Source organism: Actinokineospora sp. UTMC 2448 (assembly GCF_024760565.1).
In the GTDB taxonomy this organism is placed as follows: Bacteria; Actinomycetota; Actinomycetes; order Mycobacteriales; family Pseudonocardiaceae; genus Actinokineospora; species Actinokineospora fastidiosa.
The window spans coordinates 3,058,686-3,083,060 of the sequence record NZ_CP031087.1; the positions used below are offsets into that span (position 1 = coordinate 3,058,686).

General features: G+C 72.9%; 19 protein-coding genes and 2 tRNA genes. 13 read left to right on the forward strand and 8 right to left on the reverse strand.

Annotated elements, in window-relative coordinates; all coding sequences use genetic code 11:
• Positions 1-7 precede the first annotated feature (7 nt).
• On the reverse strand, positions 8-2,074 hold the full coding sequence (locus tag Actkin_RS14255) for a S8 family serine peptidase (protein WP_258907553.1): 2,067 nt from the start codon (positions 2,072-2,074) through the stop codon (positions 8-10).
• 223 nt (positions 2,075-2,297) lie between these two features.
• Here Actkin_RS14255 and Actkin_RS14260 point away from each other — a divergent pair, with 223 nt between their 5' ends.
• From Actkin_RS14260 to Actkin_RS14305, 10 genes are all read left to right on the forward strand, one after another.
• The gene (locus tag Actkin_RS14260; RefSeq protein WP_258907554.1) at positions 2,298-3,269 is read left to right on the forward strand and encodes a LysR family transcriptional regulator; all 972 of its coding nucleotides are present in this window, start codon (positions 2,298-2,300) and stop codon (positions 3,267-3,269) included.
• A 91-nt stretch (positions 3,270-3,360) separates the two neighbouring features.
• Positions 3,361-3,906: a carboxymuconolactone decarboxylase family protein gene (locus tag Actkin_RS14265; protein ID WP_189213921.1), complete on the forward strand. Its 546-nt coding sequence runs from the start codon at positions 3,361-3,363 to the stop codon at positions 3,904-3,906.
• A 330-nt stretch (positions 3,907-4,236) separates the two neighbouring features.
• Positions 4,237-5,625 carry a glucuronyl esterase domain-containing protein gene (locus tag Actkin_RS14270; RefSeq protein ID WP_309569133.1) on the forward strand — a complete coding sequence of 463 codons (1,389 nt, stop codon included), beginning with the start codon at positions 4,237-4,239 and terminating at the stop codon, positions 5,623-5,625.
• Positions 5,626-5,707: 82 nt separating this feature from the next.
• Positions 5,708-6,196: a GNAT family N-acetyltransferase gene (locus Actkin_RS14275; RefSeq protein WP_258907555.1), complete on the forward strand. Its 489-nt coding sequence runs from the start codon at positions 5,708-5,710 to the stop codon at positions 6,194-6,196.
• A gap of 56 nt (positions 6,197-6,252) precedes the next feature.
• Positions 6,253-6,564: a hypothetical protein gene (locus tag Actkin_RS14280; RefSeq protein WP_258907556.1), complete on the forward strand. Its 312-nt coding sequence runs from the start codon at positions 6,253-6,255 to the stop codon at positions 6,562-6,564.
• A 285-nt stretch (positions 6,565-6,849) separates the two neighbouring features.
• Positions 6,850-6,923: transfer RNA gene (locus Actkin_RS14285), tRNA-Arg, on the forward strand.
• Between the two features lie 35 nt (positions 6,924-6,958).
• Positions 6,959-7,029: transfer RNA gene (locus Actkin_RS14290), tRNA-Asp, on the forward strand.
• A 111-nt stretch (positions 7,030-7,140) separates the two neighbouring features.
• Positions 7,141-8,541 (forward strand): cellulase family glycosylhydrolase, encoded by a 1,401-nt coding sequence (locus Actkin_RS14295; RefSeq protein ID WP_258907558.1) that lies wholly within the window; start codon positions 7,141-7,143, stop codon positions 8,539-8,541.
• 222 nt (positions 8,542-8,763) lie between these two features.
• Entirely contained in the window at positions 8,764-10,200 is a 1,437-nt protein-coding gene (locus tag Actkin_RS14300) for a S1 family peptidase (RefSeq protein ID WP_258907559.1), read from the forward strand.
• 79 nt (positions 10,201-10,279) lie between these two features.
• Positions 10,280-11,287, forward strand: a complete 1,008-nt coding sequence (locus Actkin_RS14305; protein WP_258907561.1) for a LysR family transcriptional regulator — start codon at positions 10,280-10,282, stop codon at positions 11,285-11,287.
• Positions 11,288-11,291: 4 nt separating this feature from the next.
• On the opposite strand, the gene Actkin_RS14310 is transcribed toward Actkin_RS14305, so the two are convergent.
• Complete coding sequence (locus Actkin_RS14310; protein WP_258907562.1) at positions 11,292-12,695, reverse strand: ATP-binding protein; 1,404 nt, start codon at positions 12,693-12,695, stop codon at positions 11,292-11,294.
• A gap of 116 nt (positions 12,696-12,811) precedes the next feature.
• Between Actkin_RS14310 and Actkin_RS14315 the strand changes: the two genes are divergently transcribed.
• Positions 12,812-13,405 (forward strand): cysteine hydrolase family protein, encoded by a 594-nt coding sequence (locus Actkin_RS14315; RefSeq protein ID WP_258907564.1) that lies wholly within the window; start codon positions 12,812-12,814, stop codon positions 13,403-13,405.
• On the opposite strand, the gene Actkin_RS14320 is transcribed toward Actkin_RS14315, so the two are convergent.
• A complete protein-coding gene (locus Actkin_RS14320) occupies positions 13,402-13,953 on the reverse strand; it encodes a TetR/AcrR family transcriptional regulator (protein ID WP_258907565.1) in 552 nt (183 codons plus the stop codon). The two genes, Actkin_RS14315 and Actkin_RS14320, sit on opposite strands and share 4 nt — an antisense overlap.
• Before the next feature lie 940 nt (positions 13,954-14,893).
• Between Actkin_RS14320 and Actkin_RS14325 the strand changes: the two genes are divergently transcribed.
• Positions 14,894-16,564: an ABC transporter ATP-binding protein gene (locus Actkin_RS14325; RefSeq protein WP_258907927.1), complete on the forward strand. Its 1,671-nt coding sequence runs from the start codon at positions 14,894-14,896 to the stop codon at positions 16,562-16,564.
• Positions 16,561-18,261: an ABC transporter ATP-binding protein gene (locus Actkin_RS14330; RefSeq protein ID WP_258907567.1), complete on the forward strand. Its 1,701-nt coding sequence runs from the start codon at positions 16,561-16,563 to the stop codon at positions 18,259-18,261. Before Actkin_RS14325 ends, Actkin_RS14330 begins: the two co-directional genes overlap by 4 nt.
• A gap of 11 nt (positions 18,262-18,272) precedes the next feature.
• Here the strand turns inward: Actkin_RS14330 and Actkin_RS14335 are convergent, their stop codons facing one another.
• From Actkin_RS14335 to Actkin_RS14355, 5 genes are all read right to left on the reverse strand, one after another.
• The gene (locus Actkin_RS14335) at positions 18,273-19,400 is read right to left on the reverse strand and encodes a homoserine O-acetyltransferase MetX (protein ID WP_258907568.1); all 1,128 of its coding nucleotides are present in this window, start codon (positions 19,398-19,400) and stop codon (positions 18,273-18,275) included.
• Entirely contained in the window at positions 19,397-20,689 is a 1,293-nt protein-coding gene (locus tag Actkin_RS14340) for a bifunctional o-acetylhomoserine/o-acetylserine sulfhydrylase (RefSeq protein ID WP_258907569.1), read from the reverse strand. Before Actkin_RS14340 ends, Actkin_RS14335 begins: the two co-directional genes overlap by 4 nt.
• Before the next feature lie 154 nt (positions 20,690-20,843).
• Positions 20,844-21,821 (reverse strand): galactofuranose ABC transporter, permease protein YjfF, encoded by a 978-nt coding sequence (gene yjfF / locus Actkin_RS14345; protein ID WP_258907570.1) that lies wholly within the window; start codon positions 21,819-21,821, stop codon positions 20,844-20,846.
• Positions 21,818-22,804 (reverse strand): ABC transporter permease, encoded by a 987-nt coding sequence (locus Actkin_RS14350; RefSeq protein ID WP_189213931.1) that lies wholly within the window; start codon positions 22,802-22,804, stop codon positions 21,818-21,820. The genes yjfF and Actkin_RS14350 overlap by 4 nt, the downstream gene beginning before the upstream one ends.
• On the reverse strand, positions 22,801-24,345 hold the full coding sequence (locus Actkin_RS14355) for a sugar ABC transporter ATP-binding protein (protein WP_258907571.1): 1,545 nt from the start codon (positions 24,343-24,345) through the stop codon (positions 22,801-22,803). The genes Actkin_RS14350 and Actkin_RS14355 overlap by 4 nt, the downstream gene beginning before the upstream one ends.
• Between the last annotated feature and the right edge of the window lie 30 nt (positions 24,346-24,375).

Sequence of the window (24,375 nt, forward strand, 5' to 3'; positions counted from 1 at the left end):
CGACGCGTCACGGCGCGTCGTAGCCGAGCGTGTAGGAGCCCGAGCCTGCGTAGGCGTGCACCCGGTACCGGTAGTACCCGGCTGAACCGGTGTAGGTGAGCGTTTCGTCAGCCTGGTCGGTCGTTCCCTGGGCGACGGTTGTCCACGTGCTTCCGTTCCAGAGCTGCAGATACAGGTCGAAATCGCCCGTCGGGCCGTCCAGGCAGGCACGGTGCGCGCCCGCGGCGCTCTGGAAGTAGCCGCCGTCGGGCTGGTAGGCGCTGGCGCCCGAGGCGAGCGTCCCGGTACGCCTCGTCTCGTACCCGGCGCACCCGCCCGTCTCGCCCCGGACGGTCAGCTGATACGCAGCGGTGCGCGTGGCGCTGGAGCCTTGGCCGGTGACGGTGATCGTGTACGTGCCCGCTGGCGTCGTGGCGGCGGTGCTGACGGTCAGCGTGGCGGACCCGCCCGCGGTCACCGACGACGGCGTGACCGTCGCGGTCGCCCCGCTGGGCAGACCGGTCGCCGACAGGGCGATCTGCTGGCCTGCGCCGGTGGTCGAGACCGTCGCCGTCGCCGACCCGCCCGCGTCGACGGTGCCCGACGCCGGGGACACCGCGAGCGAGAAGTCCGGATCGCCCGGATCGGAGAGCGCGGCGATGGCGGCGCGCAGGTTCGGCAGCGAGCCGATGGTGCCCGAGGACGGGTTCACCTGCGGCGTGCCTGTGGCCTTCAGCATGCTCCTGACCTGCGCCGGGGTCAGCGTGACACCGCGCTGCTTGGCCACGCTGGACAGCGCCGCGGCGGCGGACGCCACGATCGGCGACGCGCTCGACGTGCCCGCGAACTGCTTGGTGTACATGCTGTCCGTGCTGGGCCGGTAGAGGTCGCCGTAGCCGGTGGTCACCACGCACTCGCCCCAGCCCTGCAGGTCGACACGGCTGCCGTAGGTGGAGAACGACAGCCGCGCGCGGGCCGTGCTGCACCCGGGCGCGCCGCCCGCGCCGACGATGATCGCCCCGGAGTCGGCCCGCCCGCGCGGGAACGACGAGCCGAAGCAGGCGGCGTCGAGGTTCATCGAGCCGTTGCCCGCGGCCTCGACCACGACGATCCCCGCTGCCGTGGCGCTGACGACCGCGTCGTACACGGCCGGGATCCACTCGACCGGGACGTAGCCGGAGCAGCCGGGCGGTCCCGCCGCCTGCTGTTCGAGGAGCATCACGTCGCCGGGGCGCAGGACGGTCATCGCGGTGGTGATCGCGGTGGGCACGTCGTAGCCGCGCTCGCGGTTGTTGGCGTTGGTCACGTGCATCCGGGCGTCCGGCACCAGGCCGGTGACGCCGCCGCCGTTGTCGTCGCCCACGATCTCCCCGGCCACGGCGGTGCCGTGGTTGGTGTCGCCGAACGGGTCGGCCGGGGTGCCGTTCGGGACGTAGGCGCCCGACTCGCGGAGCTTGGACAGGTCCTCGTGCCGGGAGTTCCACGAGTACTCGATGTCCAGCACGCGCACGTTCTGGCCGCGGCCACCCGGGACGGTGTGCGCGTAGTGGGCGTCGATGCCGCTGGCGGACGCGGGGGCGTGGTAGCCCTGCCTGCCGCTGTAGTCCGGCGCGATCGGCTGGCGGACGGGCAGCGGCTCGGCGTACGCGATCTCCACAATGGACAGCGCGTTGAGCGCGTCGATCACCTGGGCGGGGTCAGCGCCGGGCCGCACCCGGAACCGGTACCACTGGTTGAGGTCGGCGACCCGCCGGTCCGACCGGGCCGCCGCGGTCGCGGTCAGCCTGGCCAGGGTGGCCTCGTCGGTGCCGAACAGCCGGGTGACGCCGCTGACCGAGTCCCGGACCAGCGCGCGCACCGCCGAGAGGTCGGCGGGGGAGTCGAGCTTCCCGCCGCGCAGCCGCACGCGCGTGCTGTCGACGAACTTGACGTGCACGAACTCGCGGGAGTCGGTCGCCGACAGTGTCGTGCTCGCGGGTGGGACCGCTTCGGGCAGGGCGACGGCCGGGGGCGCCGTCGCGACGGCGGCGAGCAGGGCGGCCGCGATGATCGACGCGCGCCACGGGCGCCGTCGACGATGGGGTGTCGTACGCAAGATGATCGCCTTTCCTGCAGGGAGGCAGGCATCCCCGCGCCCATCCGGCGGCGCGGCGACCCGGCCCGTGGCAAGCGATCCTGAGCGGGGCCCTGGTGGTGGGCAAGGTTTCGCGGGCGTCCGGCGAAAACTGGCAAGTTCGGCCCGCGGGCTTCGCCGCGGCCGCGCCCAGCGGTGATGATGCGGTTCTCCCCGTCCGCTCACCCCAGGAATGGCGCAGATCATGGAGCTGGAACTCCGGCATCTCCGGGCGATCACCGCCATCAACGACACCGGCAGCCTCAGCAAGGCCGCCCGCAGGCTCGGCATGAGCCAGCCCGCCCTCAGCGCCATGCTCCAGCGCGTCGAGCGCGCCATCGGCGCGGAACTGTTCATCCGCGGCGTGCACGGCGCCCAGGTGACCCCGCTGGGCGCCGACGTGCTCAGCGAGGCCGTCGCCGCCCTGCGCGCGGTCGAGGAGATCCAGCGCTGCGCGCGGTCGTGGATCGATCGAGGCGGCAGCCCGGACACCGTGCGCGTGGGCGGGACGTGCGGCCTGCTACCGGTCGAACTGAGCCGGTGGATGCGCACGCAGCCGTGGGCGGGCCCGGTCAGCGTGCAGGAGGACATCGACCCGCACACGAACGTCGACATGGTGGTGGCGGGCACGCTCGACCTGGCGCTGGTCTACCTCCCGCCGACGTCCACGCTGACGACGGCGCAGCTGTCCGTGCCCAGCGCGGTCGTCTTCCCCGAGGAACCCGTCTTCGTGGCGATGGCCCACGACCACCCGCTGGCGCACGAGGAGACCGTCTCGCTGGACACGGTGGCGGACTTCCCCTGGATCGATGAACCCCCGGGCCACTCCCCGTGGCCCACCTACCTCCGCCAGGTCTGCCGGGCCTGGGGCGTCCGCCTGGACCAGCAGTACAGCACGATCAGCGTCTCCACCGTCCGCGACCTCCTGACGTCGACGGCCGCCGTGGCGCCCGTCCTGGCCCCCAGCCGCAACCGCCCCGACAGCGTCGTCATCCGCCCCCTCCACGGCGACCCCCTACGGCAGGAGCTACGCCTGTTCTACCGACCGTGCACGGTGGTCGAGACGCACCTGCCGCGGATCATCACCCAGATCGTCCACATCTACGACCTGCTCATCGGCCGCAACGACGCCTTCGACACCTGGTGGCTCAAGTCAGGCCGCGCGAGCGTGGCCTGACGGCGTCGCGCCGGAGCATGCGGGGAGTTGTCGTTCGCCGGTGTGCGCACAAGGCTGGGGGGAGATGCGGAGGAACGGAGCGAGGGGACCGATGGCGCACATCGAGCTTGGGGTGGACGAGAACCAGTTCCCGGGGATCAACGGGCCGATGCGGTTTCGGCCGGAGACGGCGAAACCGCTGAGCGAGTTGGCCGAGGTGCTGCTTCGGCAGGGGCCGCATCCGCTGAGCGCGGGGGAGCGGGAGCTGATCGCGGCGTATGTGTCGGGGCTCAACGAGTGCGACTTCTGCTGTTCGTCGCACGCCGCGTTCGCCGCCGCGCAGCTTGATGAGGGGATGTCGCTGGTCGAGCAGGTTCGGGTGGACCTGGACAACGCGGCGGTGTCGGAGAAGTTGCGCGCCCTGCTGCGGATCGCCGGGGCCGTGCAGGAGAGCGGGCGCAAGGTGACCGCGGACCTCGTCGCCGCCGCGCGGGCCGAGGGCGCGACCGACCTGGAGATCCACGACACCGTGCTGATCGCGGCCGCCTTCTGCATGTACAACCGCTACGTCGACGGGTTGGGCACGCTCGCGCCCGGCGACCCGGCGCGGTACGCGGCGGCGGCGAGCAAGATCGTGGAGCGCGGGTACCTCGACTGATCGGGTCGAAAGTATTCGGATGGGAAATGTTTCGGGATTTCGAGACTTTTGATTGTCGACACCCGTGATCTTTGATCGCTATCGTCGGCTTATCACCCCATCCGGAGGGAGGGCCCAGTGATTGTCGGCTCGGGCCGCTCAAGGATCCGTTCGACGGCCGTCATGCTGGCGGTGGCGGCCCTCGCGATCACGGGAGCGGCGACGGTGGTTGCCAGAACCGCTGAACCAGGCGCGTTGGCGGCGCCGGTCGAGGACGACGGCGCGGACTGCCCGGTGACCCTGCCGGGCTCTCTGCCCGCCACTGCGAAACTGCCGGACCCGTTTCGGAAAGTGGACGGAACGCGCGTCTCCGCCAAGTCCGATTGGCGGTGCCGACGCGCGGAGATCCGGGAGTTGGCCGAGCGGCACGTCTACGGGGAAAAGCCCGCCAAACCGTCCAGCGTCACCGGAACGGTCTCCCGAACCGGAATCACCGTCACCGTCTCGCACAACGGCAGGAGCGCCGCATTCTCGGCGAGCGTCGACCTGCCCAGCGGCACCGGCCCCTTTCCGGCCGTGATCGTCGTCGGCGGCTTCGGCGCGGACACCGCCGCCATCAAGGCCGCGGGCGCCGCCGTGATCAGCTACGACCCGCTGGCGGTCGGGCGGGAGGGCACGCCGCGCACCAACAAGCAGGGCGCGTTCTACAGCATCTACGGGTCGTCGAGCAGCACCGGCCTGCTCGCCGCCTGGGCGTGGGGCGCCAGCCGGATCATCGACGTCGTCGAGCAGTCGGGCGGCACGATCCTCAGGGCCGACGCGCTGGGCGTCACCGGATGCTCCCGCTACGGCAAGGGCGCGTTCGCGATCGGCGCGTTCGACCAGCGCATCGCGCTCACCATGCCGGTCGAGTCGGGCAGCGCGGGCGCGCCGATCTTCCGGGGCATCGCGGGCGAGAGCGGCGCCCAGCCGCTGAGCAGCGCCTACGGCGAGCAGCCCTGGCTGGGCGACGCGTTCGGCTCCCACACCGGCAACCCGGCGGGCCTGCCGATCGACACCCACCAGGTCGTCGGCATGATCGCGCCGCGCGGGCTGTTCATCATGGAGAACCCGCACGTCGACTGGCTGGCCGCGCGCTCGGGGAGCGTCGCCGCGCTGGCGGGCGCGGAGATCTACAAGGCGCTCGGCGAAGGGGCCAACATCTCCTACTGGTCCGACGTCCAGGACGGCACCCACTGCGCCGCGCGCTCGGAGTGGCGGGCGCCGCTGCAGCAGAGCATCCAGCGGTTCCTGCTGAGGACTGGGACCGCGCCCGGCGTCTTCCGGGTGTCGCCCCGCAAGGCGGGCAACCTGGCCGACTGGAGGGACTGGCAGACCCCCACCCTCTCCGACGGCCCCACCACCCCGCCCACCACGACAACGACGACAACCACCCCGCCGCCGGTCGGTGACGACTGCACGGCATCGGCGTCGGTGAACCAGTGGACGGGCGGATTCGTCGCCACCGTGCGGGTGACGGCGGGATCGTCGGCCGTGAACGGCTGGACGGTGGAGATGGCGCTTCCGCCCGGCACGAGCATCACCAACGCCTGGAACGCCAACCGCAGCGGGAACACCGGCACGGTGCGGTTCACCAACGTCGGCTACAACGGCGCCATCGCCCCGGGGCAGTCGACCGAGTTCGGCTACCAGGGCACGGGCGGCCCGCCGGGTTCCCCGCCCACCTGCTCGGCGGGCTAGCCCTCGCGATATCCGGTGCGGCGACCTCGCCGCACCGGATATCGGCTCGTCCTGGCCGGAGCGGCGGGATACGTTGGCGCGTATGCGCGTGCGCGAGTTCACCGACGCCGACTGGCCGCGGGTGTGGCCGATCGTCCGCGAGGTCATCCGGGCCGAGGACACCTTCCCCTACGATCCGGCCTGGACGTCGGACCAGGCCAGGGACGTGTGGGTGGTGCGCGCCCCCGGCGTGACGGCGGTGGCCGAGGAGGACGGCCGCATCCTGGGAACCGGGCACATGCAGTCCAACCGACCCGGCCGAGGCGCGCACGTCGCCACGGCCAGCTTCATGGTCGCGGGGCACGCCCGCGGTCGCGGCGTCGGCCGGGCGCTGTGCGAGCACGCGCTCGACTGGGCCCGATCCCTCGGCTACGCGGGCATGCAGTTCAACGCGGTCGTCGAGACCAACACCGCGGCCGTGAACCTGTACCTCGACCTGGGGTTCACCATCATCGGCACCGTCCCCGGCGCGTTCGACCACCCCCAGCACGGCCGCGTCGGCCTGCACGTGATGTATATCGAGCTCGGCTGACCGGATCTGCCACGAACGGATATCCCCGGGCGGCGCGTTCCCGCCACACTGGAGCCATGTACTTCCGCATCACCGAGGACAGCGTCGAGCTCGTCGAGCCGGAGAACCTGACGGCGTTCCACGCGGTCCGCTCACCCGGGCTCGGCGACGCCGCCTTCGCCGAGAGCGTGCGCCGGGCCGGGCTCGGCGAGCCAATCGGGGACGGCCACCTCATGGTGTCGATCGACGCCGTGCGCAGGCTCGCCGCCGGACGGGTCGGCCCGGACTGGGCGGACGGTCTGGCCAAGATGGTGGCCTACGCGGCGGGCAAGGGGTGGGTCGACGAGACCGGCGCCCGCGTCCGCGCCCACGTGGAGATAATCGATTGACGATCACCCGGGTGATCGGCAGGATTTGCGTTACCGGCCAAGGAGGAAGCGATGGGGCAGCGGGGACAGCAGCGGCGTTATCGCGTCGGCGGCCTGTCGCGCCCCCGATCCTCCGGCTCCCCGCCATGACCCGTCGGTCATGATCCGGGAGCCGCCCGTCGGGAGTCCGACCGGGCGGCTTTCCTTTGTGGACTCTCCAGGTGGAGCTGGGCTGTGGAGCCCGACCCGGCGGTAAACCGGGAGCCCCTGCGGGCACAGGTGGTTCGACTCCACCCTCCACCACATACCCCTGTAGCTCAGCTGGACAGAGCAGCGGTCTACGAAGCCGCGGGTCGTCGGTTCGAATCCGGCCGGGGGTGCGGCGTCGCGGACAGGGGTGCCCGCGACGCTTTTCGCGGCCGTGGTGAACTCGGCGGACACGCCGGTCATCGACCGGAGCAGGGGGTTCGATGCCCTCCGGCCGCGCCGACCACTCTCCGTCACCGCTGTGTACAGGTCGGCATCTCGCGGTGTACCGTCCCCGACGATGTCTGGGAGCGCTCCCAGATTTGGCTGTCGAGAGATGAGGAGGGCCCAGTGAAGCGCTCCATCGCCGCTCTTGCGGCATGCGGGGCGGTCGTCGGCGCCGCGGCGGTGGTCCTGCCGCAGGCCGCGGCCGCGGCCCAGGGATGCCGCGTCGACTACACCGTCACGAGTCAGTGGCAAGGCGGCTTCCAGGCGAGTGTGAAGCTCACGAACCTCGGGGACCCGGTCAGCGGCTGGTCGCTGGGCTTCGGCTTCCCGGACGCCGGGCAGCGGGTGTCGCAGGGGTGGAACGCGGCCTGGACGCAGTCCGGGTCGGCGGTCACCGCCGCCAACGTCGACTGGAACCGGTCGCTGGCCACCGGGGCCGCTGTCGACCTCGGCTTCGTCGGGTCGTGGTCGGGCAGCAACCCCGAGCCCGCGTCGTTCACGCTCAACGGCGTCACGTGCACCGGAGGCACCACCCCGCCCACGACGACGACCACCACGACCACCACCACGCCCCCGCCGACCGGCCACACGCCGGTCGCGATCAACGGCCAGCTGCGGGTGTGCGGGGTCAACCTGTGCAACCAGTACAACCGGCCGATCCAGCTGCGCGGCATGAGCACGCACGGCCTGCAGTGGTTCTCCCGCTGCTACAACAACGCCTCCCTCGACGCGCTGGCCACGGACTGGCAGGCCGACCTGTTCCGCATCGCCATGTACGTGCAGGAAGGCGGCTACGAGACCAACCCGTCCGGGTTCACCAGCCAGGTCAACAACCTCGTCGACATGGCCGAGGCGCGCGGGCTCTACGCGGTGATCGATTTCCACACGCTCACCCCGGGCGACCCGAACCACAACCTCGACCGCGCCAAGACGTTCTTCGCCTCGGTGGCGTCCCGCAACGCGGCCAAGAAGAACGTGATCTACGAGATCGCCAACGAGCCCAACGGGGTGAGCTGGGCGGCGATCAAGAGCTACGCCGAGCAGGTCATCCCGGTGATCCGCCGGGCCGACCCGGACGCGGTCATCCTCGTCGGCACCCGCGCGTGGTCGTCCCTGGGCGTCTCGGAGGGCTCGAACGAGAGCGAGATCATCAACAACCCCGTGAACGCGACGAACATCATGTACACGTTCCACTTCTACGCGGCCTCGCACAAGGACAACTACCGCGCCACGGTGAGCCGCGCGGCGGGCAGGCTGCCGCTGTTCGTCAGCGAGTTCGGCACGGTCACCGCCACCGGCGGCGGCGCGTACGACCGGGCCAGCACCGCGGCCTGGCTCGACCTGCTGGACCAGCTCAAGATCAGCTACGTGAACTGGACCTACTCCGACGCCAACGAGAGCAGCGCGGCCTTCCGCCCAGGCACCTGCAACGGCGGCACGTATACCGGGAGCGGCGTCCTGACCGAGTCCGGGGCGTACATCAAGAGCCGGATCAGCACGCCGGACACCTTCCCGACCAGCTGACCGACGCCCGGAGCCCTGCCGAGGCAGGGCTCCGGGCCACCTCCTCCGACGAGGCCGCCCCATGCAGACCGGCATGGGGCCGCTGTGCGGGCAAACCGCTATGGCCGGTTGTGATCTCCCGACCTCGCGCGGGTCGCGCCTACCGTCCAGGTACCACCTGGGCCGCGGTCGACCCGGTGCGCCGCCCGGTGGTCCAACCCCTGCACAGCGAGGAGTCCTCCCATGCCCTTTGCGCTATCCAGACCAGGACGTGCCGTCGTGGCCGCGGTGGTGCTCGCCGCGTCGTTCACGGCGGGCGCGGCGCAGGCCGAACCCACCCAGGAACAGGCGGTGCTCGCCGCCATGGAGCGTGATCTCGGTCTGGACGCCGCCGCCGCGCGGGCCAGGCTGGCCGCCGAGCGCACGGCGATGGGGGCCGAGCGGGCCGTGCGCTCGCGGGTCGGGCCGGGCAAGCTCGGCGGCGCCTGGTTCGACGCGGCGCGCGGGGCGCTCGTCGTCGCGGTCACCGATCCGGCCGCCGCGGCTGCCGTCCGCGGCCTCGGCGTCGAGACCACGCTCGTCGCGCTGTCGCAGTCCACTCTGGACAGCACCAAGGCCCGGCTGGACGCCGCGGTGGCGACGAAACCGGCGGCCGTGCCCGGGTGGTACGTCGACGTGACCACGAACTCGGTCGTCGTCAAGCACCGGGGACCGGGCGAGGCCGCCCGCGCCTGGGTGCGCGGGGCCGGGGTGACCGGCGGGGTGCGGTTCGAGCAGACCTGGGAGCAGCCCAGGCTGGCGATCGACGTCGTCGGCGGGAACCGGTACTGGACCTCGCAGTACGGGTGCTCGGTCGGCTTCGCGGTGCAGGGCGGGTTCATCACCGCGGGCCACTGCGGCAAGGTCGGCGAGACGACCACGCAGCCGTCCGGGCGGTTCGCGGGCTCCAGCTTCCCGGTCGACGACATGGCGTTCGTGCGCACCGACGCGGGCAACACCCTGATCGGCGCGGTCAACAACTACTCGGGCGGCCGGGTCGCCGTCGAGGGGTCGCGGGAGGCGCCGGTCGGGTCGTCGATCTGCCGCTCCGGCGGCACGACCGGCTGGCACTGCGGCACGATCCGCTCCCGCAACGCCACCGTCGACTACGGGTCGCAGGGCAAGGTGTACGAGGCGATCGAGACCACGGCGTGCGGCGAGCCCGGCGACTCCGGCGGGTCGGCGATCTCCGGCGGCCAGGCCCAGGGCGTGACCTCCGGCGCGGCGGGCGACTGCCGCGGCGGCGCGGCCACGACCTGGTACCAGCCGGTCCCGGAGATCCTGACCCGCTACGGCGTCACCCTGCTGACCACCGACGGCGGCGGCGACCCGCCCGGCGAGTGCGGCGCGGACCGCTACAGCGGATCGCTGTCCGCGCGCCAGAGCGCCGTGCAGCCGACCTCGGGGTACTACCAGGCCGCCGCGGGAACGCACCGTGGTTGCCTGACCGGCCCGTCGGGCGCTGACTTCGACCTGTACCTGGAGCGGTGGACGGGCTCGGGGTGGGCCGCGGCCGCGTCGGGCACCAGCGCCGCCGCCGACGAGGAGGTCGAGTACAGCGGGCAGGCGGGCTACTACCGCTGGCGGGTGCACGCCTACAGCGGCACCGGGGCCTACACGCTGCTGGCGGCCAAGCCCTGACTGCGTCGGTGGACCCGTCGGACCCGTGCCGGTCCGGCGGGTCTACCGGTCCGCCCGCCCGGGCCCGTACTCTCGGCCGGTGCGCCGCCTGCGCGCGCTCCGGGAGGTGCCCATGCGGTTGGAGATCCGCCACCTGCGCACGCTCGCGGCGATCGAGGAGACCGGCAGCCTCAGCCGCGCGGCCAAGCGGCTGGGCATGTCCCAGCCCGCGCTGACCGGCCTGCTCCAGCGGATGGAGCGCAGCCTGGGCGGGCGGCTGTTCGTCCGGTCCGAGCGCGGCTCGGTCCCCACCCCGCTGGGCGCGGAGGTGCTCGACGAGGCCAGGGTGGTGCTGCGCGGCATGGACGCCATCCACGCCAGGGTGGACCGCTGGTCGCGGCGCGGCGGGGACACCCAGCCGGTGCGGCTGGGCGGGTTCTGCGGGTTCCTGCACGTGCCGCTCGGGCAGTGGCTCGGCGAGCAGCCGTGGGTCCCGGACGTGGCGCTGTGCGAGGACGTCGACCCGAGGGCCAGCGTGCACAAGGTCGCCATCGCCGCCGTGGACCTCGCCGTCGTCTACCGCTCGCCCACCGACCCGCAGCCGCTGCCGCCCAACGTGCGGGCGCGGACCGTGCACCCGGCCGAGCCGGTGTTCGTCGGCATGGCCCACGACCACCCCCTGGCAGGCCAGCGCGCCGTCGACCTGGCCGCGCTGACCCGCTACCCCTGGGTGGACGAGCCGCCGGGCGCGACGCCGTGGTCGCGCTACATCGCCCAGGTCTGCCGCGAGGCCGACATCGACTTCACGCACGTGCACACCACGATGAGCGTCGTCACCGTCCTCGACCTGCTGCGCGGGTCGACCGCCACCGGCCCGGTGCTGGCCACCAGCCGCGAGCACGACCACGACGTGGTGATCCGCGCCGTGCGCGACATGCCCCTGTGGTGGGAGCTGCGGCTGGTGTACCGGGCGGAGACGGTGATCGCCGACCACATCGACCAGATCCACGCGCAGGTGATCGACCTCTATCGCGGCCGCCGCGGGTGCAACCCGGCATTCGACGAGTGGTGGTCGACGTCGGGGGCGGAACTGGCCTCGGCCGGGTGAGCGGTCAGTCGAAGCCGAGGGGTTCCCAGTAGGCGGGGTGTGTCGCCCTGTCCAGTTCGTGCAGGGCCGCGGCGATGGCATGCGGCGACCGTCCGGTGTCCTTGGCGAGGTAGAGCGCGCCGATGAGGTTGCCGTACTCCGCTTCCAGCTTGTCGATGAGGCCGTAGCCGTCGCCGAAGATGGGTTCCCAGTGCGATGCGCGGCGGGTGTCGAAGTGGCTGAGCGCGGCCTCGGCGACGGACACGTAGTGCGCCACGAGCCGGTCGAGCGCCGGTTCGCGTTCGGCGTCGCCGTCCACCTGCTCGGCCGCGTACAGCCGCAGCAGGTCGTGCATGCGCCAGCGGCCGCGGCTCGACCCCGCCTGCACGAGGTGGGCGCGGCGCAGGTGGGCGAGCACGCGCCGGGTCTGGGCGACGGTGTGGTCGGCGAGCGCCGCGGCGGCCGCGGTGCGGACCTCCTCGCCGGGGTTCAGCGCCAGCAGGCGGAACAGCCGCGCGGCCGGGTCGGGGAGGTGGCGGTAGGACAGGTCGAATGCGGCGCGGACGTCGAGGCTGCCGTCGTGGTTCAGCTCCGACAGACGCTCGCGTTCGTCCTCCAGCGCGTCGGCCAGCTCGCTGACCGGCTGGCCGGGGTCCTCGGCCAGCAGGGCGGCGGCGACCCGCAGGGCCAGGGGCAGTCCGCCGCACAACCGGACGAGCCGCTGCGCGGCCTCGGGGTGGGCGCGCACGCGGCCGTCGTGGGCGTGGCAGGCGGCCAGGTGTTCCCGCAGCAGCGCCACGGCCTGCGCCGCGGACAGCTCGCCGATCTCGACGAGCCGCGCGGCGTCCACGTCGGTCAGGCTGTGCCTGCTGGTGATCAGCACCCGATGGGCTCCCTCACCGGGCAGGAGAGGGTGGACCTGATCGCCGCTGCCCGCGTTGTCCAGCACGACGAGCATGCGCTGTCCCGCGGCGTGGCGGTCGGCGAGGAGCGAGCGCCACAACCGGGACCGATCGGCCTCGCCGTCGGGGATGTGATGGCGGGAGACGCCGAGCGCGCCCAGCAGGCCCGCCAGCGCCGCGGCAGGCGAGACGCGCTGGTCGTAGCCGCGCAGGTCGACCATGAGCACGCCGCCGGGGAACCACCCGGCGGCGACCGCGTCCAGGGCGGCGCGCACCGCGAGCGCCGTCTTGCCCGCCCCGGGCAGACCGGCGACGACCGCGCCCGCGCCGGGCCCGGCCGCCGGGTCGAGCACCTCGGCCACCCGGGCCAGCTCGGCCTCGCGGCCGACGAACAGCGGTTGCGCAGGCAGCCCCGCGACGGCTTCCGGCTGCGCGTCGGGCAGGGCGATCGTGACGTCCCGCCCCTGAACCACGGTCCCGACCACCGTGCCGCTGAACTCGTTGCGCACCTGCGGCTGTTGGCTCACGTGATCATTGTGGCAGCGCGGGAGGCCCGGCGACACGCGCGCGAGGTCGCCGTGGTCGGGTCGGACGCTCCGCTACGGTCACGGCTCCGACGCCGTCCCAACAAGGGAGTCCACCCATGGAACTGACCAAGTCCACCACCGCGTTCCTCGCCTGCCACTGGGAGAACGACATCGCGGGCGCCGACGGGGCCTTCGCGCCCTTCTTCCGGGCCGAGATCGAGCGCCGGGGCGTCATCGGGGTGGCCCGGCGCCTGCTCGACGGCGCCCGCGCGGCCGGGGTCCAGGTCGTCTACACCAGAGTCGCCTTCCAGGAGGGGCACCGCGACCTGGTCGCCAACATCCCGCTCCTGGGGATCGTGGCCCAGCAGGGCAGCCTGCTCGACGGCACCCCGGCCACCGCCATCCTCGACGAGCTGACCCCCGGGCCGGGCGATCTGATCGTCACCAACCCCAAGGTGGGCGCGTTCGCCGCCAGCGACCTCGACGAGCGGCTGCGCGCGGCGGGGATCGATACCGTCGTCCTCTTCGGCGTGGCCACCAACATCACCATCGAGAACACCGGCCGCGCGGCGGGCGACCTCGGCTACCGCGTGGTGGTCGTGGAGGACGCGTGCGCGGCCGCGTCGCCGGAGGCGCACGAGGCCACCATCGCCTCCTTCGGCCTGCTGGGCGAGGTCGCCACGGCCGACGAGGTGCTCGCGGCGCTCTAATCGGCGAAGTGGGCGACGACCATCTCGGTCAGCGCCGCCACGTCCGCGTCGACCATCGGGGCGCCGGTCATGCCCATCCGGTGCAGCAGCGCCCCGACGACGGTGTCGATGAGGAGCAGGACCCGGTGCCCGGGCTCGCCCAGCGCCTCCTGGAGCACCAGGAGGTACGGGTCCTGCAGCCGCGTTGACAGGATCTCCCGAAGCGACGCGTCGTTGACCGCGTCGACGAAGACGCCCGCGAACGCCGTCCCCACCCCCGGTTCGCCGGTCTTCGCCGCGATCCACCGAATGGCCGACGCGATCATCTCGCCGCGAGTCGCGCCGTCCAGCGGCACCGGCCCCAGCGCGTGCACCAGGCAGTCGGTGATCAACGCGCCCTTCGACGGCCAGCGCCGGTAGATCGTCGTCTTCGCGACCCCCGCCGCCGCCGCGATGCGGTCCATCGTGGCACCCGCATAGCCCAACTCGTGGACCGTGGCCAGGGCGGCCGCGAAGACCTCGGCGTCAATCCCGACACGCGGACGCCCAGGCGACTTGGGGGACGGCATGGCACCACCCTAGCCCTTTTCGCTACCATCGGTATCGCTACTGATGGTAGCGAAATTGAGGAGGGGCTATGCCACGACCACCACTCGACGTCCGACCAGCCGGGACGCTGGCCAGGCGCCGCACCCGGTCGAGGGGCGTCGCGGCTTCGGCAGCGTCGGCACACGGGGCTGAGGGCGGCCCGAAGACCGGACGGACGAAGCGCGCCAGGTTGCCCGGTGACCATTTCGGATCCACGCTCTGGCCGTCGGCACGTCCGGGTGGCGCGTATGTGGGGGTTGTGGGGGCGGAGTGTGGTGGGCTCGGCCGCCGTGGGTTCTCGCTTCTGGCCCGAGGGTCGTCGGCAGGTCGGGGTGGCGGGTATGTGGGGGTGGAGTGCGGTGGGCTCGGCGGCCGTGCACTCTCGCTTCTGGTCCGAGGGCCGCTGGCGGGGCGGGGTGGCGGGCGTGCGGGGGTTGTGGGGGCGGAGTGTGGTTGTCCCCACCGCTGTTGGGTGTCGCTGCTGTCCCGAGTGCCGTCGGTGCGGCGGGTTAGTGGATGTTCGGGTGTGGAGGTTCTGCGGTCGGAGGGCGGTGGTCCCGACCGCCGCTTTCGGCCGCCGATTCCCGTCCGGGGGCTGTCAACGCCTCGAGGTGGCGGGTGTGCGCGGGTAGGGGCGGAATATGCCCACTCCGACCGTCTTGGATTCTCGGCGCCATCGCGGGAGTTGTTGGTGGGTCGGGGGCGTGGGTGCGTGGGGGTGGAGGGCGCCGCGGTTGGGCGGCTTCGGGACTCGGGTTCGGGGTGGAGGTCGTGGGTGGGTTGGGGTGGCGGGGGTGGGTGGGTGGAAGGGGCTGGCCTTATCCGGGGCCAAGTGAGGTTCCCTGTCCGGACCGCGTCGATGGGTGGGGGTGTGGGGTGAGCGGGTTGGTTCGGGGCTTTATCGCCACGTTCGTCGTTGTGGTGGTCCTGCAGGCCGTGGGGGCGGTGGCTGGGCTGGCGCCGCTTCTGGCGGTGGCGGAACTGGGGCGCATCCTGTTGTCGTCGGGGCCCCTCGACCATGGGCGCGTCTGGCTCGTCGTCCTAGCGGGTGCGGGCGGACTGTTCGTCCGTTTGGTGTTCACGGCCGCCTCCTCGGGGATCGGGCATCTGCTTGACGATCGGGTGCAGTTGGCGTTTCGCAGGCGGCTCGCCGAGGGGTTGGGGAGGGTGCCGGTCGGGTGGTTGTCGCGGCGGCGGACGGGGGAGTTGGGGAAGGTGGTGGGGGAGGACGTCAGCGCCGTCCACCCCTTCATCGCGCACGCGCCCGGGGAACTGGTCTCCGCGTTCCTGGTGCCGGTGGTGTCGCTCGTCTACCTGTTCACCGTGGACTGGCGGATGAGCCTGATCACCCTGATCCCGGTCGTGCTGGCCCTCGCGCTGGTGCCGCTGATGATGACGCCCACCCGCCTGCGCGAGCAGCGGCAGTTCGACGCCGCCATGGGGCGCATCAAGAACTCCGTGGTCGAGTTCGTGCAGGGCATCGCGGTGGTCAAGGCGTTCGGGGGCATGGGCCGTGCGCACAGCAGGTTCACCGCGGCCGTGGAGGGCTTCGTCGACACCTTCTACCGGATGGTGCGCGGCCTGTCCGCGCCCGCCGCCGGGATGCAGGTGGCGTTGTCGCCGCCGTTCGTGTTGCTGGTGGTGCTCGTCGGCGGCGCCGTCCTGATCACCTCGGGCGGCCTCCCGCCCGCGGACCTGCTGCCGTTCCTGCTGCTGGGCCTGGGCCTGGCCGCGCCGGTCGCCGCGCTCGGGCACGGGTTCGACGACCTGCAGGCCGCCCGCAGCGCCGTCGGGCGCATCCGGGACGTGCTCGCGGTCGACCCGCTGCCGGAGCCCGCGCGGCCCACCCCGCCGCGGGGGCACCGGGTGGAGTTCCGCGGCGTCCGCTTCGGCTACGACCCAGACCGCGAGGTGCTGCGCGGGATCGACCTGGCGCTCGAACCCGGCACCGCCACCGCGATCGTCGGCCCGTCGGGCAGCGGGAAGTCCACAGTGGTCCAACTGCTCCCGCGCTTCTTCGACCCCACCGAGGGCAGCGTGACCATCGGCGGCGTCGACCTGCGCGAGATAGGCAGCCGCGAGCTGTACCGGCTGGTGTCGTTCGTCTTCCAGGACGTCCGCCTGCTGCGCGCGTCCGTCGCGGACAACATCGCCCTGGCCGTCCCGCACGCCGACCGCGACGACGTCATCCGCGCCGCTCGGCAGGCGAGCATCCACGACCGCATCCTCGCCCTCCCCGACGGCTACGACACCGTGCTCGGCGACGAGATCACGCTCTCCGGCGGCGAGACGCAACGGATCGCGCTCGCCCGCGCCCTGCTCGCCGACACCCCCGTCCTGGTGCTCGACGAGGCGACCGCGTTCGCCGACGCCCAGACCGAGCACGCCATCCGCGCGGCACTGGCGGCCCTGCGCGGCGACCGGACGATCCTGGTCATCGCCCACCGCCGCGAGACGATCGCCGACTGCGACACCGTCGTGCTGATCCAGGACGGGGTGATCACCGAACGCGGCGGACCCGCGGAACTCCTGGCGCGCGACGGAGAGTTCGCCGCCTTCTGGCGATCCCGGCAAGGAGACGACCTCACATGATCAGAACACTGCTGAGCGTCCTGGGGCGCGAGCACGCCCGCCCCGTGCGCCGCACGATCGCCCTGATGACGACGACCGCGATCGCCGAGGGCCTGTCCTACGCCCTGCTGGTCCCCGTGCTGCGCGCCCTGTTCGGCGACACGCCGGAGGACGCGTGGCCCTGGCTGATCGGGTTCGGGGCGGCGGTCACGGCCTTCGCGGCCCTGCGCTACCTCAGCGACCTGTCCGGCTTCCGCGTGGGCACGACGCTCCTGCGGGGCATGTACCACCGGCTGGGCGACCACCTGGCCCGGCTGCCGCTCGGCTGGCACACCGCCGCCCGGGTCGGCGAGGTGTCCGTCCTGGCCAGCACCGGCGTCCTGCAGGGCGTGGGCGTGATCGCGCACCTGCTGGCCCCGTTCATCTCCGCCTGCGTGACACCCCTGACGGTCATCGCCGTGATGCTCGCGTACCACTGGCAGCTGGGCCTGGCCGCGCTCGTCGCGGCGCCGGTCGTCGTGGCCGTCCAGGTCTGGACGGGCCGCTCGACGGCCGCGCGGGACGCCGAGCGCGCCGAACGCGACCACGAGGCCGCCGCGCGGGTCATCGAGTACCTCCAGGCCCAGCCGGTCCTGCGCGCGGGCGGCCGCACGGCGGACCGCTTCGGCCTGCTGGACAACGCCCTCACCGACCTGCAGCGCGCCTCGCGCCGCACTCTCCTGTCCGCGCTGCCCGGCGTCGTGGCGTCGACGCTGGTCGTGCAGGCGACGTTCACCGCGCTGCTGGTCCTCGGCGCCTACCTCGCGCTGGGCGGGCACATCGGCGCGGCCGAGGTCCTGGCGGTCCTGGTGCTGGCGGCCCGGTGCGCCGATCCGCTGCTGTCGTTGTCGGACCTCGGCGGCCAACTCCGCGCCGGACGCGCCGAGCTCGCGCGGCTCGACGCGCTGCTGAGCGCCGACCCGCTGCCGGAGCCGTCCGACCCGGTGTGCCCGGACCGCCACGACCTGGAGTTCGACTCCGTCGTCTTCCGCCGGGGCGACCGCACGGTCATCGACACCGTGTCGCTGTCCGTGCCCCAGGGACACCGGCTCGCCGTCGTCGGGCCGTCGGGCTCGGGCAAGACCACGCTGCTGCAACTCCTGGCCCGCTTCCACGACGTGGACGCGGGCGCGGTGCGCGTCGGCGGGGTCGACGTGCGCGCGATGGACCCCGCGGAGCTGATGTCCCGCATCGCCATCGTGTTCCAGCAGGTCTACCTCTTCGACGGCACGATCGAGGAAAACGTCCGCATGGCCCGCCCCGACGCCACCGACGCCGAGCTGCGGGCGGCGGCCGCTGCCGCCCGCCTCGACGAGGTGGTCGCCCGCCTCCCCGGCGGCTGGTCGACCCCGGTCGGCGAGGCGGGCGCCGCCCTCTCCGGCGGCGAGCGCCAGCGCGTCTCGATCGCCAGGGCCCTGCTCAAGGACGCCCCGATCGTGCTCATGGACGAGGTGACCTCCGCGCTCGACCCGGTCAACGAGTCGGCCGTGCACGCGGCCGTCGAACGCCTCACGGAGGGCCGGACGGTGGTGATGGTCGCCCACCGCCTGCGGACCATCCGGAACGCCGACCACATCGTGTTCCTCGACAAGGGCCGGATCACCGAGTCGGGCGCCCACGACGACCTGCTCCGCCGGGGCGGCCGCTACGCCGAACTCTGGGACCTGTCCCGGACGTAGGGCCTGACCGCTCACACGGTCTCGGCGCGGCGGGCGGGGATCAGGGTCCGCAGGGCGGCGTCCGCCTGGTCGGTCTCCAGGAGGAAGCCGTCGTGCCCGTGCGCCGAGGTGATGGTGTGCAGCGCGGCGTCGCGCAGGTGGGACGCGAGGTCGCGCTGCTGCCGCATCGGGTACAGCCGGTCGCTGTCGACGCCCGCGACCAGGGTGGGCGCGGTGATCCGGCGCAGCGCCGCCGCCGTCCCGCCCCGGTCGCGCCCGACGTCGTGGTGGTTCATGGCGGTGGCCAGGACGACGTAGGCGCCCGCGTCGAAGCGGTGGGCGAGCTTGGTCGCGTGGTGGTCCAGATAGGACTCCACCGCGTATCGGGCATACCCACCCGGTTGCCGCGACCGGCCGAACCGGGTGTCGAGTTCGGACGGTGTGCGGTAGGTGATGTGGGCGATGCGGCGGGCGGTGCCGAGGCCCCGGTGCGGGCCGCGGCCCGGCGGCAGGTGGTGGTAGTCGCCGCCGTGCCAGCCCGGGTCGCCGCGGATCGCCTCGATCTGGGCGTGGGTCCAGGCGATCTGCTCCGCGCTGCTGCGGGCGGTGGTGGCGAACAGGGCGAGGGTGCCGACACGGTCGGGATGGGTGACCGCCCATTCCAGGGCGCGCATACCGCCCATGGAGCCGCCGACGACCATCGCCCAGGTGCCGATGCCGAGGTGGTCGGCCAGCGCGGCCTCCGCGGCGACCTGGTCCCGGAGGGTGAGCGCCGGGAACCGGCTGCCCCACGGCCTGCCGTCCGGCGCCGCGCTGGCCGGGCCGGTGCTGCCCTGGCAGCCGCCGATCACGTTGGGGGCGACCAGGAACAGCCTGGTGGGGTCGAGTGCGCGTCCCGGACCCACCAGGCCGTCCCACCACCCGGCCGTGGGGTGGCCGGGTTCCCGGGGACCGGCGACGTGGCTGTCGCCGGTGAGCGCGTGCAGCACCAGCACCGCGTTCGCGCGGTCGGGGGCGAGCGTGCCCCAGGTCTCGTAGGCGACGCGGTAGCCGGGCAGGACGCCGCCGGACTCCAGCGCGAGCGGCCGGTCGGCGGTGAACCAGCGGCGGCGGCCGGGCGGGTCCCCCTCCCGCCACGCGCCGCTGGCAGGCGGGGTCACAGCCGGTCCTTGGCCGCGCGGAATCCCGACTCGAGGTCGGCCGTGAGGTCCTCGACGCCCTCCAGCCCGACCGACAGGCGCACGAGGCCGTCCGACACGCCCGCGACGCGCCGCTCGTCCGGGGTGAGCTGGGAATGCGTGGTGCTGGCCGGGTGCACGATGAGGCTGCGGACGTCCCCGATGTTGACCAGCTGGCTGAACAGCTCGGTCCCGTCGATGAAGGCCCGCGCGGCGTCCGCGCCGCCGCGCAGCTCGAAGGAGACCACCGCGCCCGCGCCGCGCGGCAGGTAGCGGCGCGCGGCGGCGTGCCACGGGCTCGACGGCAGCCCCGCGTAGTGCACGGCGGCGACCTCGTCGCGGCCCTCCAGCCACTCGGCGACGGCCAGGGCGCTCGCCGAATGCCGCTCCAGACGCAGCGAGAGGGTCTCGATGCCCTGGAGGACAAGGAAGCTCGACAGCGGCGCGATCGCCGCCCCGGTGTCGCGGAGCCACTGCACGCGCAGTTTCGCCGCGTAGGCGCCGGGGCCGATCGCGGGCCAGTACCGCAGGTCGTGGTAGCTGGGGTCGGGCCGGGTGAACTCGGGGAAGCGGGCGGGGTCCGCGCCGAAGTCGAAGGACCCCGCGTCCACCACGACCCGGGCGACCGCGGTGCCGTGGCCGCCGAGGAACTTCGTCGCCGAGTGCACCACGATGTCCGCGCCGTGCTCGATCGGGCGCAGCAGGTACGGGGTGGGCACGGTGTTGTCCACCACCAGCGGCACCCCGGCGTCGTCGGCCAGCCCGGCGACGAGGTCGATGTCGAGCACGTTGGCCCGGGGGTTGCCCAGCGTCTCGGCGAAGAACAGCTTGGTGTTGGGCCGCACGGCCGCGCGCCACTGCGCCGGGTCGTCGGGATTCTCGACGAAGGTGGTCTCGACGCCCAGTTTCGGCAGCGTGTGGTGGAACAGGTTGTAGGTGCCGCCGTAGAGCGAGGCGCTGGAGACCAGGTGGTCGCCCGTGCCCGCGAGGTTGAGGATCGCGGCGGTCGTGGCGGCCTGCCCCGACGCGAAGGCCACCGCGGCCACCCCGCCCTCCAGCGCGGCGACCCGCTGTTCGAGCACGTCCTGCGTCGGGTTGTTGATGCGCGTGTAGATGTTGCCGGGCTCGGCGAGGCTGAACAGGTCGGCCGCGTGCCGGGTGTCCCGGAACGCGTACGAGGTGGTCTGGTAGATCGGCGTCGCGCGGGCCCCGGTCGCGGGGTCGGGCGCGGCCCCGGCGTGGATCTGGCGGGTCTCGAAGGACCAGGTCATGGCATGTCCCCTGTCAGCGGGAGTGGGGGTGGATGCCGGCGATCGTGGCACGCGGCGGGACCGCAGCGCGGAGCGTCCCGCATTGTGAAATGCCATTCCATCGACCTGGCGGCGGCGGGCCGAACCGGCCGGTGACCGGCTCGGCCCGCCGGTGTCAGGTCCCTGGCCCTCGGCGGACGATGAGGCGCTGCAAGGCGATGAAGGCCAGCAGCAGCACGCCGATGACGATCTTGGTCCACCACGAGCTGAGGGTTCCCTCGAACGAGATGAGGGTCTGCACGGTGCCGAGCACCAGCACGCCCACCAGCGAGCCCGCCACGTAGCCCACGCCGCCCGCCAACAGGGTGCCGCCGATCACGACCGCGGCGATGACGTCCAGCTCCATGCCCACCGCGTGCAGGCCGTAGCCGGAGAGCATGTAGAGGCCGAACAGCAGCCCGCCCAGCGCCGAGCAGAAGCCGCTGACGACGTACACGCCGACCTTCGCCCGGCCGGTGGCCAGGCCCATCAGCCGGGCCGAGGACTCGCTGCCGCCCACCGCGTAGACCGTGCGCCCGAAGCGCGTCAGGTGCAGGACGTACGCCCCGGCCGCCAGCACGAGAAGGGCGACGACCACGGCGTAGGTGATCACGACGCCGCCGCCCAGCCCGATGGTGTCGGTGGCGGCCGCCCGGAACGCCGGGTCCTTGATGGACACCGACTCGACGCTGATCAGGAAGCACAGGCCGCGGGCGAGGAACATGCCCGCCAGCGTCACGATGAACGGCTGCACCTGGAAGTGGTGGATCACCAGGCCCATCAGCAGGCCCAGCGTGCTGCCCGAGGCCAGCACGGCCAGCACCGACAGCCAGACCGGCCAGCCAGCCTGCAGCGTCGCCGCGGCGATCATCGTCGACAGCGCCAGCACCGAGCCGACCGACAGGTCGATGCCGCCGGTGAGGATCACGAACGTCATACCCACGGCGAGCACGATGAGGTGGGCGTTGTCGATGAACAGGTTCGCGACCACCTGGCCGGAGGCGAAGCCCTCGTAGCGGACCGAGCCCGCGCCGAAGGTCAGCACGAAGACCGCGAACGTGGCCACGACGGGCAGGAAGCGCCGCGGGATCCGCGTGGGGGCCATGGCGGTCATCGGGCCGCCACCTCCTCGGCTCGGGCCGGGCGGCGCAGCAGGGCCGCGGAGCGCGGCGACTGCAGCAGGCACACGGCGATCACGACGACGGCCTTGAAGACCAGGGTGACGTTGGGCGGCACGCCGATCGTGTAGACGGTGGTGGTCAGCGTCTGGATGACCAGGGCGCCGATCAGCGTGCCGACCAGCGAGTACCGGCCGCCCGCCAGGGACGTGCCGCCGATGACCACGGCCAGGATCGCGTCCATCTCGATCCACAGGCCGATGTTGTTGGCGTCGGCGGAGTTGACGTTCGAGCTGATCATCAGCCCGGCCACGCCCGAGCAGACGGCGATGAAGACGTAGACCGTCCAGACGATCGTCCGCGAGCGCACCCCGGCCAGCCTGCTGGCCTCCGGGTTCACCCCGACGGCCTCGATCAGCATGCCCAGCGCCGTGCGGCGGGTGAGCAGGGCGACGCCAGCCAGCGCGGCCAGGCTGATCAGGATGGCGATGGGCAGCACCAGGAAGCCCGCGCCGACCTGGCTGTAGAGGTCGTCGGAGACGGTGATGATCTGGCCCTCGGTGAGCAGCATGGCCAGGCCGCGCCCGGCGATCATCAGCACGAGCGTGGCGATGATCGGCTGGATGCCGACGACCGTCACGAGGAAGCCGTTCCACACCCCCAGCAGCGCCGAGAGGCCCAGGGCCAGCAGCATCGCGGTGATCGCGTCGCCGCCGGAGGCGATGTGCGTGCACGCGACCGCGGCGGCGATCGCGGCGATCGCGCCGACGGACAGATCGATGCCCCGGGTGGCGATGACCAGGGTCATGCCGAGCGCGATGAGCAGTGTCGGCGCGCCGTTGCGCAGGATGTCGACGGTGCTGCCGAACAGGTGCCCGTCCTGGAACCGCAGCTCCAGGAACGACGGGGTGACCACGACGTTCAGCACGATCAGGGCGGCCAGCGCCGCGAGCGGCCAGAGCAGGCGGTTGGCGCTCACCCGGCCACCGCCGTCGGCTCGGGGTGCGCGGCGATGCGGGTCATCACCGCGTCGACCGTGACCTCGCCACCGCGCAGCTCCCCGACGACGCGCCGGTCGCGCAGCACGACCACGCGGTCGGACACGCGCACCACCTCCTCCAACTCGGCGGAGATGAACACCACCGCCATGCCGTCGGCGGCCAGGTCGGCCACCACCTTCTGGATCTGGGCCTTGGCGCCGACATCGATGCCGCGGGTGGGCTCGTCGAGGATGAGCACCTTCGGCCGGGTGACCAGCCAGCGGGCCAGCAGCACCTTCTGCTGGTTGCCGCCGGACAGCGTGCCGATGACCGCGTCCGGGTCGGCTGGCCGGATGTCCAGCTTCCCGATGAACTCCGCCACCAGCGCGTCCGCGGTCCGGCGCGGGATCGGCCGCGCCCAGCCGCGGGCGGCCTGCAGCGCGAGCACGAGGTTGTCGCGGATGGTCAGGTCGGCGACCAGGCCGTCGGCCTTGCGGTCCTCCGAGGAGAACGCGACGCCGCGGGCGATCAGGGACCGGGGGCCGCGGACGCGGACCGGCGTCCCGCCGACGACCAGCCTGCCGGTGTCGGCGCGGTCCGCGCCGAACAGCAGCCGGGCCAGCTCGGTGCGGCCCGAGCCGAGCAGCCCGGCCAGCCCGACGACCTCGCCCGCGTGCAGGTCGAGGTCGAACGGCGCGATCGCGCCCGCGCGGCCGACGCCCTCGGCCCGCAGCACGACGTCGGCGCCGGGGGAGTGACGCTCCACCCGCCGCTCCACCTCGGCCAGCGCGCCGAGCTCGCGGCCGATCATGGCCGACACCAGCGCCATGCGGTCCAGCTCCTCGGTGCGCCACTCGCCGACGAGACGGCCGTTGCGCAGCACGGTCATCCGGTCGGAGATCTCGTAGACCTGGTCGAGGAAGTGGGAGACGAACAGGATCGCCACGCCGTCGTCGCGCAGCACCCGCAGGATGCGGAACAGCTCGGCGACCTCCTCGGCGTCCAGACTGGACGTCGGCTCGTCGAGCACCAGCACGCGCGCGTCGACCGCCAGCGCCCTGGCGATGGCCACCAGCTGCTGCACCGCGATCGGGTGGCTGCCCAGCGTGGAGCCGGGATCGATGGCCAGGCCGATGCGGGCCAGCAGTTCGGCGGCGCGCGCCCGGGTGGCCTTGCCGTCGATGCGGCCGAACCTCCTCGGCTCACGGCCCAGCAGGATGTTCTCCGCCACCGACAGGTTCGCGCAGAGGTTGACCTCCTGGTACACCGTGGCTATGCCCGCCTCCTGCGCCTGGCCGGGCCCGGTGAAGGAGACCTGCGCGCCGTCGAGGCGGATCTCGCCGGTGTTGTGGGTGTGCACGCCGGTCAGGGTCTTGATCAGGGTGGACTTCCCGGCCCCGTTCTCGCCCATCAGGGCGTGCACCTCGCCGGGGAACAGCCGGAAGTCGACCGCCGAGAGCGCCTTCACGCCCGGGAACCCGATGGAGATCCCGCGCATGTCGACCACCGGGTCGGGGCCACCCCGTGGGGAATCGGTCATCGCCGAACTTTCGTCGTCGGTGGAACGCGG